We start from the raw sequence: 13,714 nt of genomic DNA on the forward strand, positions 1-13,714 counted from the left end.
CGCGCCCCTGAAAAGACCGCGCCGTTCCCCGCGCCCCTAGGCCCCGGCCAGGGATGCGTCGCGCAACGAATCGCCGTCAGGGCTGCCACACGCGCAACAGATCGCGCAGCAGCCCGCAACGGTCACGTCTTGTCCGGGTAAGGCCGCCGACCGTACCGTCATATCGACCCCGCCTTCCCCTCCGTACGCCCTGAGGTTTCGCCATGCCTGCGCTGCGCACCGCCCTGCTCCAGAGTTCGGGGCGGCTCGGATCTGTCGCCGAGAACCTCACGGCCCTTGACGGGGCCGCCGAGCGTGCCGCCGCCGCGGGCGCCGGGCTGCTCGTCGCGCCCGAGCTGTTCCTCACCGGGTACGCGATCGGCGACGACATCGCCCGGCTCGCCGAGCCCGCCGACGGGGACTCCGCGAAGGCCCTCGCCGAGACCGCGGCCCGCCACGGGACCGGCATCGCCTACGGCTACCCGGAGCGCGCGGGCGACCTCGTCTACAACTCCGTCCAGCTGATCGGCCCGGACGGGACCCGCCTCGCGAACTACCGCAAGACCCACCTCTTCGGCGGCTTCGAGCGCGACTCCTTCACCCCGGGTGAACAGGCCGTCGTGCAGGCCGAGTTGGGCGGCGTCCGGGTGGGTCTCATGATCTGCTACGACGTGGAGTTCCCGGAGAACGTCCGCGCCCACGCCCTCGCGGGCACCGACCTGCTCGTGGTACCCACCGCGCAGATGCACCCCTTCCAGTTCGTCGCCGAGTCCGTCGTGCCGGTGCGCGCCTTCGAGAACCAGATGTACGTCGCGTACGTGAACCGGGTCGGCCCCGAGGGAGAGTTCGAGTTCGTCGGGCTCTCCACGCTGGCCGGGCCCGACGGCGTGCCGCGCGCCCGCGCGGGCCGCGGCGAGGAGCTGGTCATGGGCGACGTCGACCCCGAGTTCCTGCGCTCCTCCCGCGAGACCAACCCCTACCTGCGCGACCGCCGCCCCGGCCTGTACGCGTCCCTCGTCTGAGCCCCCGGGCTTCCCGCAGCTTTCTGCCTCAGTTCCCCGCAAGGAGTCCGTACCCCATGACGTCCACGGTGCCCACAGCCGTCCAGCACACCGACGCCGAGCCGCCGATCACCATGTTCGGTCCGGACTTCCCGTACGCGTACGACGATTTCCTCGCCCACCCGGCGGGCCTCGGCCAGATACCCGCGACCGAGCACGGCACCGAGGTCGCCGTCATCGGCGGCGGCCTGTCCGGCATCATCGCCGCCTACGAGCTGATGAAGATGGGCCTCAAGCCCGTCGTCTACGAGGCCGACCAGATCGGCGGCCGGCTGCGTACCGTCGGCTTCGAGGGCTGTGACGGCGATCTCACCGCCGAGATGGGCGCGATGCGCTTCCCGCCGTCCTCGACGGCGCTGCAGCACTACATCGACCTGGTGGGCCTCAAGACCCAGCCGTTCCCCAACCCCCTCGCGGAGTCGACCCCCTCGACGGTCGTCGACCTCAAGGGCGAGTCCCACTACGCGACGTCCGTCGACGACCTGCCGCAGGTCTACCGCGACGTGATGAACGCCTGGAACTCCTGCCTGGAGGAGGGCGCCGACTTCTCCGACATGAACCGCGCCCTGCGCGAGCGCGACGTGCCCAAGATCCGCGAGATCTGGTCCAAGCTCGTCGAGAAGCTCGACAACCAGACCTTCTACGGCTTCCTCTGCGAGTCCGAGGCCTTCAAGTCCTTCCGGCACCGCGAGATCTTCGGCCAGGTCGGCTTCGGCACCGGTGGCTGGGACACCGACTTCCCGAACTCCATCCTGGAGATCCTGCGCGTCGTCTACACCGAGGCCGACGACCACCACCGCGGCATCGTCGGCGGCAGCCAGCAGCTGCCCCTGCGCCTCTGGGACCGCGAGCCGCAGAAGATCGTGCACTGGGAGCTCGGCACCTCGCTGAGCTCGCTGCACGAGGACGGTCTGCCGAAGCCCGCCGTGACCCGGCTCGACCGCACCGCGGGCAACCGCGTCACCGTCACCGACGCCTCCGGCGACATCCGCACCTACCAGGCGGCGATCTTCACGGCCCAGTCCTGGATGCTGCTGAGCAAGATCGCCTGCGACGACACGCTCTTCCCCATCGACCACTGGACGGCGATGGAGCGGACCCACTACATGGAGTCCTCGAAGCTCTTCGTCCCGGTCGACCGGCCGTTCTGGCTGGACAAGGATGAGGAGACGGGGCGGGACGTCATGTCGATGACGCTCACCGACCGCATGACGCGCGGCACCTACCTGCTCGACGACGGGCCGGACAAGCCCGCCGTCATCTGCCTCTCCTACACCTGGTGCGACGACAGCCTGAAGTGGCTGCCCCTCTCGGCGAACGAGCGCATGGAGGTCATGCTCAAGTCGCTCGGCGAGATCTATCCCAAGGTCGACATCCGCAAGCACATCATCGGCAACCCGGTGACCGTGTCGTGGGAGAACGAGCCCTACTTCATGGGCGCTTTCAAGGCGAACCTGCCGGGCCACTACCGCTACCAGCGGCGTCTTTTCACGCACTTCATGCAGGAGACGCTGCCCGAGGACAAGCGGGGAATCTTCCTTGCCGGGGACGACATCTCCTGGACGGCCGGGTGGGCCGAGGGTGCGGTGCAGACCGCTCTGAACGCGGTGTGGGGCGTCATGCATCACTTTGGCGGGGCGACGGACACGACCAACCCCGGGCCCGGGGACGTGTACGACGAGATCGCGCCCGTCGAGTTGCCTGAGGACTGATCGCCTGGGGCTGATTGCCTAAGGGCTGCTTGCCTGAGGACTGGCTAAATCCCCGCCGCCCTCGCCGCCTCGTACACCTCCGCCGCCACGTCCTTCAGCTCCTCCGCGTCCCTCGTGCTGCCCTGGAGTTCGATGAGGATCTCCTCTACGGCTCCCGTCGAGGCGTGGGCCTCCAGGTCCTCGACGATCTGGGCGACGTTGCCCTGGAAGGGGGCGCGCCGCTCGCCCTCGTACGGCCTCGCCGTGTAGCGCGTGTTGGCCCGCATGACGCTCTGGACCGGGGCGGTGCGGGCCCGTTCGGCGGCCAGTTCCTTCAGGGCCTGCGCCTGTTCGGCCAGCTTGTCGGCGCCCGTGCCCACCGGCATCCAGCCGTCGGCGCGGTCCACGAGCCTGCGCAGGGCGCGCGGGCTGTTGGCGGGCAGCAGGATCGGGATCGGGCGGACCGGCTTCGGGCCGACCGCGGACGGGACGATGGTCGTCAGCTCCCCCTCGTACGTCACCGGGTCCGGGCCCCACACCGCGTGGCAGACGTCGATCAGCTCGTCGAGGACCTTGCCGCGCCGGTCGAAGGGGGCGACCGACGCGGCCGCGTACTCGTCGTGGGACCAGCCCGTGCCGAGGCCCGCGACGACGCGGCCGCCGCTCGCCGTGTCCAACGAGGCGAGTGAGCGGGCGAGTTGGAACGGTACGTGCAGCGGGGCGACCAGCACGCTGGTGCCGAGGCGGGCGCGTTCGGTGGCCGAGGCGGCGAGCGTCAGGGTGATCAGGGGGTCGGCGACCGAGCGGTACGCGTCCGGCCAGGGCATGCCCGGGATTCCGTAGAGGCCCTGGGTGGGCGGGTCGGGGCGGAGGATGCGCTCGAAGACCCACAGGCTCTCGTAACCGATGCCCTCGGCGGCCCGGGCCACCGTGGGGACGTCCCTCCCGATGGCGTACTGCCTGCCCTGCGGAAGACTCAGTCCGAGTCGGGTCGCCATGGCGCTTGCTCCTTCGCGTCGGGGTCGGTCATTTCAACGTACAACGGTCGTGCGGGAGTTACGGGGCTGCCGCCGGGGGCGGGGGCGGCCGTGGCTGAAACCGGACGGTGGGTGCGGCGGGCGGAGCCGGGCGGGACGGGCCGGAGCGGCCTCAGTCCGGCAGCGGCGTCAGTCCGGCAGCGGTGTCAGGAGGATCCGCCCCACCAGACCCACCGCCCCATCGAGCCGCTCCCTGAACTCCCCGGCGACGCACGGCAGATCGCGCAGCGCCCACAGGGCCCGCCCCGACGCCCACGCGCCGTCCCTGGCGCGCTCCAGGCTCCACGAACCGGCCAGATGCGTCAGCGGGTCGCCGACCTGGAGGAGATCGGGGCCCGGCATCAGCTCTTCGCGGATGTGCTCCTCCAGGGAGACGAGGACGTCGCCCACGCGGTCGAACTCGTCCTCAAGATCGGCCGGTTCGCAACCGAGCAGATGGCAGGCGTCCACGAGGGCGAGCGCCAGATCGTGCCCGATGTGCGCGTTGATGCCCGCGAGCGCGAACTGCAGGGGCAGGACGCCCGGGTGGCGGCGGTACTGGAACAGCGGGCGCCAGCAGGCGGGCGGGCGGCGCCCCTCGGCCGCCGCCTCGACGGCCGCGAAGTAGCGCTCGGCGAAACAGACGTCCAGCGTGGCCGCGGAGCGGGCGTCGGGGAAGACGCCGCGGCCGAGGTGGCGGGCGACCTCCTCGGTCACCGACAGATAGACACGGTTGAAGACGGCAAGGCCGTCGCGCGGCGGCCAGCCGTCACCGAGCGCCCGCATCCGCGCCGCCACACCGTCGATCCCGCACCCTTCGTCGGCCCCGCACCTGTCGTCGGCCCCGCACCCGTCGTCGATCCCGCACTCGCCGTCGGTCCCGTACGACGGGGCCCTGAACTCCGCGATCCGCTCCAACTGCGCCATGGGGGCAGGGTCCCAGCCCCGGCCCGGCACGGGCGGCAGCGCACCGGGCGCTTCCCCGAAACGAGGGAACGCCCGGCGAAGCGGGACGTCGAAGTGCCCGGTAGCGCCTATGAACCGGCGTACGACCGGGCCGGAGCGGTGGCCCCGCGGCGCAGTGCGAGCGCGACCGCCCCGGTGACCAGGGCCGCCGTCACCAGGAGAGCGCTGAGCCACAGCGGGGAGCGGTAGCCGAGCCCCGCGGAGATCGCCAGGCCGCCGAGCCACGGGCCCGCCGCGCCGCCGACGTTGAAGGCGGCCGTGGCGAACCCGCCCGCCAGCTGGGGCGCGTCGGTCGCCGCGTACAGCGCCCGCGCGATGAGCGTGGACCCGACACCGAACGACAGCGCCCCCTGGACCAGGACAAGCACGACCGTAGCCACCGGATCGGCGGCGGTCACCGCGAACAGGACCCAACCGGCCAGCAGCGCGAGCGAGCCGGACACCAGGAGCGGCACGGGCCGTGCGTCGGCGACGCGACCGCCGACCGCGACACCGGCGAAGGAGCCGATGCCGAACAGGGCGAGCACGACCGGCACCCACGAGGGGCCGAGGCCGGTGACGTGGGTGACCAGCGGCGCGAGGTAGGTGAACGCGCAGAACGTCGCGCCGTTCACCAGCGCGCCGAGCAGCAGCGTCACCAGGAGCCGCGGAGCGCGCAGCGCACGCAGCTCACCGAGCACGCCGGGCCCGGCGGCGGCGGGCTTCCCCGCGGGCACCGCCCTGACGATGGCGAGGACGGCGGGCAGGGAGAGCAGGGCCACGGCCCAGAACGCGGAACGCCAGCCCCACACTTCACCGAGCAGCGCCCCGGCGGGCACGCCCGCGACGCAGGCGACGGTGACGCCGCCGAGCAGCGCGGACGTGGCGCGTCCCTTGGCGTCGGGACCGACCATGCTCGTGGCGGTGACGAGGGCGACGGCGAGGAACCCGGCGTTGGCGAGGGCGCCGACGACGCGGGTCGCGAGCAGCACGGCGAAGCTCGTGGTGAGCGCGCCGACGACGTGGGCGAGCAGGAAGGTGATCAGGAAGACCAGGAGGGCGCTCCGGCGGGCGAAGCGTCGGCTCACGGCGGCCATCAGGGGCGCGCCGACGACCATGCCGAGGGCGAACGCCGAGGTCAGATGGCCTGCGGCGGGGATGGGTACGGCCAGGTCGCGCGCGATGTCCGGGAGCAGTCCGGACAGCATGAACTCGGAGGTTCCCTGCGCGAATACGGCGAGGCCGAGCAGGTGGAGGGCAAAAGGCACAGCAAGACTCCGCAACCACAGCGTGGATCAAGGGATCGGGACGCGGGGCGGTGGTCCGGCGGGGGCGGTGCGGGGGTCGCGGACGGCTGCGGGAACGCAGCGCCGATGGTCAGCGCGACAGCACGGGCAGCCACCGGACGACCGGTGGCTGGAGTCTTGAGGCCTCGGGGCTGGACATGGAGCGCAGCCTAGTGAGCCGTCGATCACCCCGTCCACCGGTTTACGTGGGCATCAGAACCGCTGCTGAACAGTGCATCTTCCTGCAAACCCGGTCGCGATCGGATGCTGTTGTGACCAAGCGCCACCGCCTTTTGCGGAGTCGCCGTCCCCTGCAGTAAGGGCCGCTAATCTGGCCCGCACCTGCTCCCGATGCTGTTCTCGTTGCTCCTCGCTCCTCGCTCCTCGTTCTTCTTCTGGTTCTTCTTCGTCCGTCGTTCCCGTCGGGCCCCTCGGCCCTGGAGGTGAGAGATGTCGGCTGCCGGCTCGGCGTCGGTCGGCACGATTCCGGTCCAGCACCTCCGGGCGGGCGATCACGCGTTCGTCAGCTACGCGGACGACGACGCGGGCCGGGACGTGGTGTCCGCCTTCGCGTGGGCGGGGCTGGTGAAGAAGGAGAAGGTGATGGTCTTCGCCGCTCCGCACCAGGTCGAGGAGCAGGTCTGGAGCAGTCTCGAGGGACCGGGAGCACTGCTGAGGACCGCCCGCGAACAGGGCCAGCTGGTGTTCGGCAGCATGCGCGGCCTCATCCATCCCCAGGCGGACTTCACCCCCGACAGGCAGTGGCAGCGCATCACGGAGGAGACCGACCGTGCCGTGGCCGAGGGGTACAGCGGACTGCGCACCTACATCGACATGCACTGGGTGGGGGACCTGGAAGCCGATGTCGGCGTGATGATGCACCGGGAGTCCCACGCCGAGCACCTGTTCACCGACCGCCCGTACACCGAGATCTGCGCCTACGACAGCCGCTGGTTCACGCCCGACGTGCTGACGGCCATGCACGAGGCGCATCCCTGCCGACTGCTTTCACGACTGGGAGCCCTGCATGTGGAACACACCGCCGGGGTCGTGCGGTTGGTCGGCGAGGCGGACCTGGCCACCAGGGAGCAGTTCATGGGCGCCGTGCGGGAGGGCCTCAGAAGAAGCGCGGCCGCCCCGTCCCTGACCGTGGACCTGACCGGGCTCGTCTTCCTCGGCGCGGCCAGCGCGGTGGACCTGCTGCGCCTCGTCCTGGCGCACGCGCACGGTCCGGTCGACATCCACTGTCCACCGGCCGCGGCCCGCTTGCTCTGCCGGGCGGGAGCCGATGAGGTTCCGCACCTGGTGATCAGTGAGGTGGACCGCTGATGACGACCGCACCAGAGCCCCAGGAGCCGCGCGAAGCCCTGCCCGTCACGTTGCTGGAGGTTCCCTTCCACCGGGACGACCTGCCGCGCCTGCGGATGCTCGTCGAGCGGCACGCCGACCACCACGGGCTGCCCGAGCCGCGCCGCGGTGACTTCATCGCGGCCCTGGACGCCGTCGCGGTGAACGCGGTCGAGCACGCGGGCGGCGGCGGCACGCTGGTCCTGCAGCGCACCGACGCGCATCTCGCCTGCCACATCCACGACCGGGGCCCCGGCTTCAGCGCCGACGCCATCCCGGACGGCACACCCGGAGTCGACGGCCGCCCCGGCGGGCGCGGACTGTGGCTCGCCGGGCTGCTCATCGACGAGCTCACCGTCTCCGGGGGGCCCGGGGGGAGCAGGGTGACCCTGGCCGTGCGGTTGCCCGGGGAGCCGGGCGGCTCTCGGTCGTAGCGGTGGGCGGTCCGTCCTCAGGCCTTGGGGTTCGGCCCGCTCTCCTCGTCGTACGTCGAGGTGCCCGAATCCAGCAGCGGTTCCTGGGACTTGAGGTGGGCCGGGGCGAAGGCGCGCAGCACGTGGTAGCCGGTGATGACGACGATCGTGCCGAGCGCGATGCCGTTCAGCTGGAAGTTGTCGGTGAACTTCAGCGAGACGCCGCCGACGCCGATGATGATGCCTGCGGCGGCCGGTACGAGGTTCAGCGGGTTGCGCAGGTCGACACCGGCGTTGATCCAGATCTGGGCGCCGAGCAGGCCGATCATGCCGTACAGGATGACGGTGATGCCGCCGAGCACGCCACCCGGGATCGCGGCGACGACCGCGCCGAACTTGGGGCAGAGGCCGAAGAGCAGCGCGAAGCACGCGGCGGCCCAGTACGCGGCCGTGGAGTAGACGCGGGTCGCCGCCATCACGCCGATGTTCTCGGAGTACGTCGTGTTGGGCGGCCCGCCGACCGCGGTGGAGAGCATGGAGGCGGCGCCGTCCGCGGAGATCGCGGTGCCGAGCTGGTCGTCGAGATCGTCGCCGGTCATCTCGCCCACGGCCTTCACATGGCCCGCGTTCTCCGCGATGAGCGCGATGACGACGGGCAGCGCCACGAGGATCGCCGACCACTCGAAGCTCGGCGCGTGGAAGGAGGGCAGCCCGATCCAGTCGGCCTTGCCGACGGCGGACAGGTCAAGGCGCAGGTGGTCGACAACCTTGCCGGAGCCGTCCGCCGAGTGGATCTTCCCGAAGACCTGGTCGAAGACCCAGGAGATGCCGTAGCCGAAGATCAGCCCGAGGAAGATCGCGATGCGCGAGAAGAAGCCGCGCAGACAGACCACGGCCAGGCCGGTGCACAGCATCACGAGCAGCGCCGTCCACTGGTCCTGCGGCCAGTACGTCGACGCGGTGACCGGCGCCAGATTGAAGCCGATCAGCATGACGACCGCGCCGGTCACGATCGGCGGCATCGCGGCGTGGATGATCCGCGCCCCGAACTTCCGCACCGCGAGACCCACCAGGAACAGCGCGGCACCGACCACGAGGACCGCGCCGGTCACCGTCGCACTGGAGCCGCCCTGCGCGCGGATGACGGCGGCGACGCCCACAAAGGAGAGCGAGCAGCCCAGGTAGCTGGGGACTCGGCCGCGTGTGGCGAGCAGGAAGATGACGGTCGCGACGCCCGACATCATGATGGCCAGATTCGGGTCGAGCCCCATGAGGACGGGCGACACGAAGGATGCCCCGAACATGGCCACCACGTGCTGCGCGCCGAGCCCGAAGGTCCGCGGCCACGAGAGGCGCTCATCGGGCCGGACGACCGCACCCGGAGCGGGGTTGCGGCCGTCGCCGTGCAGTTTCCAGCGCACGCCGAGATCCATGGTGAGTGTCGCTTTCTGTGCGCCGAGCCGAGCCGAGCGGACCGTGGTGAGTGGCCCGAAATGATCGACGCCATGTTAATGCGACAGGAGTGCGGCTTCGTTCAGGTGCGGGGGTGGCCGCCCCCGCATCCGCGACGTCAGGTCCTGGGTCCTTGCGCGGCCGTGTCCGCGGGCTTGCCCTGCGCCGCCTTGCGGCCGTCCGTGCGCAGGACGCCCGCGAAGACCGTGAGGCCGAAGGCGAGCAGCGTCACCAGACCGAAGGACGTGACCAGGCTCGTCGCGTCCGCCAGCGTGCCGATCGCCGACGGCGCGATCAGGCCGGAGGTGTACGTGATGGTGGCGACGCCCGCGATGGCCTGGCTCGGATTGGGACCGCTGCGCCCGGCCGCGGCGAAGGCCAGCGGCACCACGACCGCGATGCCGAGCCCGAGGAGCGCGAAGCCGCCCATGGCCATGACCGGGTGGGACGCGAGGACGATGAGGAGGCCGCCGAGCACCGCGAGCACCCCGCCCGCCCGCACCGTACGCACCGCGCCGAACCGGTTCACGACCGCGTCGCCCGCGAGCCGCGCGACGGCCATGGTGAGCGTGAAACCGGTGGTGCACGCGGCGGCGACACCGGCCGATGTGTCGAGCACGTCCCGGAGGTAGACCGCCGACCAGTCCAGGCTCGCGCCCTCGGCGAAGACCGCGCAGAAGCCGACGGCGCCGATGAGCAGCGCCGACTTGGGCGGCAGCGAGAACCGCGGCGGCGCCTCCTCCTCGGTCTCCGCCCGCAGGTCGAGGACCCGTCGGCAGGCGAAGAGGCCGATCGTGGTGAGGGCCAGCGCGGCGAGCGCGTGGTGCAGGCGGGCGTCGGAGCCCAGGTGCGCGGCGACGGTACCGGCCGCGGAGCCGATCAGGGCGCCGACGCTCCACATGCCGTGCAGGCCCGACATGATCGACTTCCGCATCAGCGTCTCGGTCTCGACGCCGATCGCGTTCATCGTCACGTCCGACATGCCCGAGGTCGCGCCGTACACGAGCAGCGCGAGACAGAGCGTGAGCAGGTTGGGTGCGAGCGACGGCAGGATCAGGGCCGTCGTCCACATCGCGAGCAGTCCGCGCAGCGCGGTGCGGGCGCCGAAGCGGTGGGCGATCCGGCTCGCAAGGGGCATCGCGAGGGAGGCGCCGATCGCCGGGAAGGCGAGGGCGAGGCCGAGCGTGCCCGCGCCGACCGAGGCGTGCTCCTGGATCCAGGGCACCCGGGTCGCGAAGGAACCGGTGACCGCGCCGTGCACGCAGAAGACGGCAGCCACGGCGACCCGCGCCTGCCTCAACCGGTGCTTGTCGTAGACCACTTCACTCATTGTGCTCCGCCCCTCCAGAGTGGTTCCCCGATACGGCGACGTAAACTATCAGGAACCCTGCCTGATAAATAGAACGTTTCTGTGGGAGGATCCGGCCATGTCGCTCTCGCCTGCCTCACCCAGCACCGCCCGGGCCATCAACGACCGGCTGGCGCTCGGCCTCCTGCAGAGCGAAGGTCCCTTGACCGCGAACCAGTTGAAGCAGCTCACCGGCCTGTCGCGGCCCTCGGTGGCCGATCTCGTCGAGCGGCTGCAGGGCTCCGGATTCATCACGGTCGTCGGGGAGGCGGGCGCCCAGCGGCGCGGCCCGAACGCCCGGCTCTACGGGATAGTTGCCGACCGCGCCCACCTCGCCGCCCTCGACGTGCGCACCGACGGCGTCTCCGTCGTCGTGACCGATCTGCTCGGCGCGGTGCTCGCCGAGGCCTCCGCGCCCATCGGCGGCGACACCGGCACCGGGCCCGCCGTCGAGCGCGCCGTCGCCCTCGTCGAGCGGGTGGCCCGCGACGGCGGGGTCCAGCGGCTGCACACCGTCGGCATCGGCGCCCCCGGCCTCATCGACCCCGCCACCGGCGACCTGCACGACACGTCGTCCCTGCCCGCCTGGCACCGCCGCCTCGCCGGGGCGCTCAAGGAGCGGCTCGGCGTCCGCGTCCTCGTGGAGAACGAGACCAACCTCGCGGCCCACGCGGAACGGCGCGACGGCGCCGCGCACGACCGGGACACCTTCGTGCTGCTCTGGCTCGGCGACGGCGTCGGCGCGGCAGTCGTCCTGGACGGGGTGCTGCGCCGGGGTTCCTCCGGGGGTGCGGGCGAGATCGGTTTCCTGCCGGTGCCCGGCACGGGCTCGCTGCCGTCCGCCACCGGCTGCGAGGGCGGCTTCCACTCGCTGGCCTGCGCCGCCGCGCTCTGTGAACTCGGCGCGGCACACGGCCTTGCGACGCCGGACGGGTCCGCGGCCGACCTGCTGCGGCACGCGGTGGAGACCGGCGAGAGCGCCTTCCTGGACGCCGCCGCCGACCGGATCGCCGTCGGCGCGGCCGCGGTGGCCTCGATCCTCGATCCCGGGTGCGTCGTCCTGGGCGGCGAGGTGGGCCGCGCGGGCGGCACCGCGCTCGCCGACCGCGTCATGGACCGCGTCGCCGCCATGTCGCCGCTGCGCACCGAGGTCCGCGCGAGCACGCTCGGCGGCGCCGCGGTGCTGCGGGGCGCGCTGCTCGCCGCACGGGACGCGGCGCAGGACGACCTCTTCGGACCGCGCCCGGGGCGCTGAGCCGGCCTGATCCGAACGGAGGAATTTAGGGCCGCGCGCCCGACCGCACCGCCAGGTACTCCTCGAACGTTCCCCTGCCCACGGCCCGTTCGGGAGCCAGGTGGCCGCCCGCCCGCGCCGCCCGGTACGTTCCGCCCGCGAGCCGCACCGGCAGCAGCCTGCGCCGCTTGCCGCTCGCCCGCAGATAGGCGCGGGCCAGGTCGGGGAAGGTGCGGACCTCGGGGCCTCCCATGTCCTCGACCCGCCCCGCGGGCGGCGCCGCGGCCAACTCGGCCAGGCGGGACGCCACTTCGGTGACCTCGATCGGCTGATCGCTGACGCCCGCGGGCAGCAGCATGACGGGGAGCTTCGCCGAGGCCTCCATGATCCGCAGGACCAGATCGTGGAACTGCGTCGTCCGCAGCACGGTCCAGCCGAGCCCGGACTCCTCGACGATGCGCTCCACGGCGAGCTTCGACTTGTAGTAGCCGAGCGGCACCCGGTCGATGCCGACGATCGAGATGTAGACCAGATGCGGGACATCGGCCTTTCGCGCCGCCGCGACCAGATTCCGGGCGGCCTGCTCGTCGCCGCCGCGCGGGGTGGTCGCGCAGTGCACGATGACGTCCGCGCCCGCCACGGCCGCGTCGAGGCCCGTGCCGTCGCGCAGATCCACGGCGTACGGCTGCGTGCGGCGACTGAGCACCCGCACCTCGTGCCCGTCCGTCCGCAGCCGCTCGGTCACGAGGCGGCCGAGGGTGCCGGTGCCGCCGGTCACCAGGATCGTGCTCATCGAAACGCTCCTTCGCAGTGCGGGCGCCGCAGACGTGGGGGGACTACGCAGCGGCCAACTGTCGCCCGACGAACGTCAGCTTGTCCGGATTGACCACCGAACGCACGCCGGTGACCGTCTCGTTGCCGCCTTCGAACGCGGTGACGGCCGTAATGTACCCCTCGACCCGCATGACCAGCGCGGGCGCACCGTTGATCTCCGCGTACGAGATGTCCGACGCGGCCCCGAGCTTGTCCATGACGCCGAGCAGGAACCGCAGGACGTTGTCGCGCCCGAGGATCGGCGTGCGCGCCGCGGCCGCCTTGCCGCCGCCGTCGCCCCACCACGTCACGTCCCTGGCCAGTATCCGCTCCAGACCCGCGACGTCCCCGTCACGGGCCGCCGCGATGAAGGCCTCGACGAACGTCCGGCGCAGCTCGTGCCCCGGCTCGAAGCGGGCGCGCGCCCCGGCGACCGCCCCGGCCGCCCTGCGGTACAGCTGACGGCAGTTGGCCTCGCTCGCGTCCAGGACCTCCGCGATCTCCCGGTGGCTGTACGCGAACGCCTCCCGCAGCACGTACACCGCGCGCTCCTTGGGCGTGAGCCGCTCCAGGAGGACGAGCAGCGCCATCGACACCGCGTCGCGCTGCTCCGCCGACTCCAGCGGTCCCAGCGTGCCGCCCGAGGTGATCACCGGTTCGGGCAGCCAGGTCCCCACGTACTGCTCACGGCGGGCGCGGGCCGAGGTGAGCCTGGTCAGACAGAGGTTCGTGACGGTCTTGGCCAGCCAGGCGGCCGGTTGCGCGATGTCCTCGCGCCGCGAGCCGTTCCAGCGCAGGTACGCGTCCTGCACGGCATCCTCCGCCTCCTGCGCGGAGCCGAGTATCCGGTAGGCAAGGCCGAACATCCGGGGGCGGTGGGATTCAAACTCCTCGGCCAGTGCCGTTGCGGTGCTCACGCCCCCAGGGTGTCAAACCCCACGGGCGCGAGCACTCATGACGCTCAGAGTCTGTGTCTCATCCCCGGCCGGGCGGGCGTCGTCTGGCACGCACGCTCGCTGCGTTGCCGAAAAGCCCTAGTAGCTCCTCCCCCAGGCCTCAAGGGCCCGGGGGGACCCCCATCGAGGACTTCCCGGCGCCTTGCGATCGCACGCACCAGACGACGCCCGCT

At 71.9% G+C, this 13,714-nt stretch carries 12 protein-coding genes; 5 read left to right on the forward strand and 7 right to left on the reverse strand.

The annotated features are described in order from the left end of the window. The first annotated feature begins 212 nt into the window (after positions 1-212). Together ABZ953_RS22875 and ABZ953_RS22880 are read left to right on the forward strand one after the other, a co-directional pair. Positions 213-1,001, forward strand: coding sequence for a carbon-nitrogen hydrolase family protein (locus ABZ953_RS22875; RefSeq protein ID WP_361726916.1), 789 nt, complete (start codon positions 213-215; stop codon positions 999-1,001). 56 nt (positions 1,002-1,057) lie between these two features. Then, positions 1,058-2,752, forward strand: a complete 1,695-nt coding sequence (locus tag ABZ953_RS22880; RefSeq protein WP_361726756.1) for an NAD(P)/FAD-dependent oxidoreductase — start codon at positions 1,058-1,060, stop codon at positions 2,750-2,752. A 44-nt stretch (positions 2,753-2,796) separates the two neighbouring features. Here ABZ953_RS22880 and ABZ953_RS22885 read toward each other — a convergent pair whose 3' ends face one another. The 3 genes from ABZ953_RS22885 to ABZ953_RS22895 form a co-directional block, all read right to left on the reverse strand. Continuing rightward, positions 2,797-3,729: an LLM class F420-dependent oxidoreductase gene (locus ABZ953_RS22885; RefSeq protein WP_361726758.1), complete on the reverse strand. Its 933-nt coding sequence runs from the start codon at positions 3,727-3,729 to the stop codon at positions 2,797-2,799. Between the two features lie 168 nt (positions 3,730-3,897). Then, the gene (locus ABZ953_RS22890; protein ID WP_361726918.1) at positions 3,898-4,554 is read right to left on the reverse strand and encodes a DUF5995 family protein; all 657 of its coding nucleotides are present in this window, start codon (positions 4,552-4,554) and stop codon (positions 3,898-3,900) included. 227 nt (positions 4,555-4,781) lie between these two features. Beyond that, positions 4,782-5,960: a Cmx/CmrA family chloramphenicol efflux MFS transporter gene (locus ABZ953_RS22895; protein WP_361726760.1), complete on the reverse strand. Its 1,179-nt coding sequence runs from the start codon at positions 5,958-5,960 to the stop codon at positions 4,782-4,784. 468 nt (positions 5,961-6,428) lie between these two features. Here ABZ953_RS22895 and ABZ953_RS22900 point away from each other — a divergent pair, with 468 nt between their 5' ends. Both ABZ953_RS22900 and ABZ953_RS22905 read left to right on the forward strand, forming a co-directional pair. Continuing rightward, the gene (locus ABZ953_RS22900; protein WP_361726762.1) at positions 6,429-7,307 is read left to right on the forward strand and encodes an MEDS domain-containing protein; all 879 of its coding nucleotides are present in this window, start codon (positions 6,429-6,431) and stop codon (positions 7,305-7,307) included. Further along, positions 7,307-7,759, forward strand: a complete 453-nt coding sequence (locus ABZ953_RS22905) for an ATP-binding protein (protein WP_361726764.1) — start codon at positions 7,307-7,309, stop codon at positions 7,757-7,759. Before ABZ953_RS22900 ends, ABZ953_RS22905 begins: the two co-directional genes overlap by 1 nt. 17 nt (positions 7,760-7,776) lie before the next feature. On the opposite strand, the gene ABZ953_RS22910 is transcribed toward ABZ953_RS22905, so the two are convergent. Both ABZ953_RS22910 and ABZ953_RS22915 read right to left on the reverse strand, forming a co-directional pair. Further along, positions 7,777-9,171: a solute carrier family 23 protein gene (locus ABZ953_RS22910; protein WP_361726765.1), complete on the reverse strand. Its 1,395-nt coding sequence runs from the start codon at positions 9,169-9,171 to the stop codon at positions 7,777-7,779. A 137-nt stretch (positions 9,172-9,308) separates the two neighbouring features. Continuing rightward, positions 9,309-10,520 (reverse strand): MFS transporter, encoded by a 1,212-nt coding sequence (locus tag ABZ953_RS22915; RefSeq protein WP_361726767.1) that lies wholly within the window; start codon positions 10,518-10,520, stop codon positions 9,309-9,311. A gap of 97 nt (positions 10,521-10,617) precedes the next feature. Between ABZ953_RS22915 and ABZ953_RS22920 the strand changes: the two genes are divergently transcribed. Further along, positions 10,618-11,793, forward strand: a complete 1,176-nt coding sequence (locus ABZ953_RS22920; RefSeq protein ID WP_361726769.1) for an ROK family transcriptional regulator — start codon at positions 10,618-10,620, stop codon at positions 11,791-11,793. A 25-nt stretch (positions 11,794-11,818) separates the two neighbouring features. On the opposite strand, the gene ABZ953_RS22925 is transcribed toward ABZ953_RS22920, so the two are convergent. Together ABZ953_RS22925 and ABZ953_RS22930 are read right to left on the reverse strand one after the other, a co-directional pair. Further along, complete coding sequence (locus ABZ953_RS22925) at positions 11,819-12,565, reverse strand: NAD(P)H-binding protein (RefSeq protein ID WP_361726771.1); 747 nt, start codon at positions 12,563-12,565, stop codon at positions 11,819-11,821. A gap of 43 nt (positions 12,566-12,608) precedes the next feature. Then, complete coding sequence (locus ABZ953_RS22930; RefSeq protein WP_361726773.1) at positions 12,609-13,502, reverse strand: RNA polymerase sigma-70 factor; 894 nt, start codon at positions 13,500-13,502, stop codon at positions 12,609-12,611. Between the last annotated feature and the right edge of the window lie 212 nt (positions 13,503-13,714).

The organism is Streptomyces sp. NPDC046465 (assembly GCF_040646035.1).
In the GTDB taxonomy this organism is placed as follows: Bacteria; Actinomycetota; Actinomycetes; order Streptomycetales; family Streptomycetaceae; genus Streptomyces.